Source organism: Prevotella sp. S7-1-8, assembly GCF_000758925.1.
Classification (GTDB): Bacteria; Bacteroidota; Bacteroidia; order Bacteroidales; family Bacteroidaceae; genus Prevotella.
In genome coordinates, this window is sequence record NZ_JRNC01000135.1 from 1 (window position 1) to 2,054 (window position 2,054).

At 45.9% G+C, this 2,054-nt stretch carries 1 protein-coding gene and 1 pseudogene; both read left to right on the forward strand.

What is annotated here, in order from left to right; genetic code table 11:
* Positions 1-212 precede the first annotated feature (212 nt).
* Positions 213-612: pseudogene (locus HMPREF1640_RS12320) on the forward strand (hypothetical protein).
* The coding region (locus tag HMPREF1640_RS12325) for a toprim domain-containing protein (RefSeq protein ID WP_036895368.1) at positions 609-2,054 on the forward strand (1,446 nt) is incomplete at its 3' end. The pseudogene HMPREF1640_RS12320 and the gene HMPREF1640_RS12325, both read left to right, overlap by 4 nt.

Here is a 2,054-nt window from a genome sequence, read left to right on the forward strand (position 1 = left end):
CAACCACGCCCCATAAAAGCCTTCGCTTCTCCACAATGGAGCAGGAAGATCTCATCGTCATTCTCAATCGGCTGTGCAAGCTGGACAGTAGAAGATTTAAGCAGCATCTTATGCAGTTATTGCACCAATTGGGGAAGGACTCTGAATTTCCAGACGGGTGATAATCCACGGAGAGCAACAATTTAATCCTAAACTGAAAAGAGAAGTGACATATGACAGAAGAAGACAATTTGCAAAAGACGGTAATTGCAGAGTTACGCTCACTAAGGAACGACATGGAGCGGATAGCCGGCTTTATCGTGGAAATGAGACGCGACTATTCCGTTTTGGAGGATAAGATGGAACTCAGTTCCTCCGACGTCATCAGACTCTTGGGCATTTCGCGGGCATCCCTTGCCCGATGGAGGGACACCAACGCAATCCCGTTCAGGATATGTGTCATGCAACCACGTTGCCTATCCGTTCAAGGGACTTTACGTCGCCGTCAAGAGCGGACGTGCCTCCTTCAAGGGTTTCAGACGAGTGGAAGCTCTGCAACGGCTCAACGCCTACAAGGATGGTGTCCTTAAAGGATATATGGGTGATGGTCAAACTTTATTTGAGGAGCTATGAACATCAAAGAAGAAATACTGAGCCGAACCAACAAAGGACTAGATGTGTTCTGCTTCTATATGCCCATCGACTTTGTGCCAAAGCGCAATTTCCGAAATCCTTTGTATGACGACAGGCGTGCATCGTGCAATATCTATCTTGACAACAAGTCCGGCTGCTACCGAATGAAGGACTTTGGCAACGATGCCTACTCCGGCGACTGCTTTTGGTTTGCAGCCACAATGCTCGGACTGGACGTGAGGAAAGACTTTGTTAATGTGCTTGAAACCATAAATCGGGACTTGCAGCTGAATATTTGCATTGAAAGGAAAGAACATAGTAATCCCCACACAATGATGATGAAGCCTTGCAAACCAACCTTAGTACAACCACCTAACCAGCTCAAGAAGATGGAAGGTAAAAAGTGGTACAAGCTAATTGAGCAATCTTTCAATGTCAAAGAACTAGACTATTGGGAGCAATATGGTATTGATACTAAGACTCTGCAACGTTTTCATGTAAAGTCGCTTGCTCGCTATGAGTCTGTCTCCAATGAGGGTAAGCCGTTTACACTTGGTTCAACACATGAAGATCCGATGTTTGCATACAGTATGGGGAAGTTTGTAAAAGTCTATCGCCCTAAGAGTAAGCTGCGCTTTCTTTATGGGGGTGAGAAAGTGAACGACTATGTCTTTGGCTTCCAGCAGCTGCCCAGCAAAGGGGATGTTGTTTTCATCACAGGTGGGGAGAAAGACGTGCTTTCACTTTCGGCTCATGGTTTCAACGCCATCTGTTTCAACAGTGAGACGGCACAGATTCCTGAGAATATCATCGAAGGATTGCAGCTCCGCTTTCGCCACATTATTATATTGTACGATACTGATGAGACAGGCATAAGAGAAGCTAAACGGCAGACAGATGCATTTGCTCAATACAAGGTATTGAGTCTAACCTTACCATTGCAAGGGGGTAAGTCGGAGAAGGATATATCGGACTTCTTTGCCTTGGGCAATGAAGCAAAGGACTTGAAAGTGCTTCTTAATGATATGTTCACCAATATGTATGCACAGACAATGATGATATTGCAATCTTGTGAGATAGACTACGATAATCCGCCAGACGCTTCAAAGTCGGTGGTGGCAGTAAATGGTGTTCCGCTTGGAACGCAGGACAATCTGTTTTGTATCACAGGTGGAGAAGGAACAGGCAAAAGCAACTACATTGCCGCCATCCTTGCCGGCACTCTTGGGAGAGAACGATTAAAGGCAGAGCAAACCTTGGGATTGGAAGTAACTGCCAACCCCAAAGGATTGGCTGTACTTCACTACGATACAGAGCAATCGGAGGCACAACTCTATAAGAACTTGGAGAAGACACTTCGCAGGGCTGGTGTCAAGTCCGTGCCAGAGTTTTATCATTCCCTCTATCTGGCATCGCTATCACGCAAGGACAGACTGAAGATT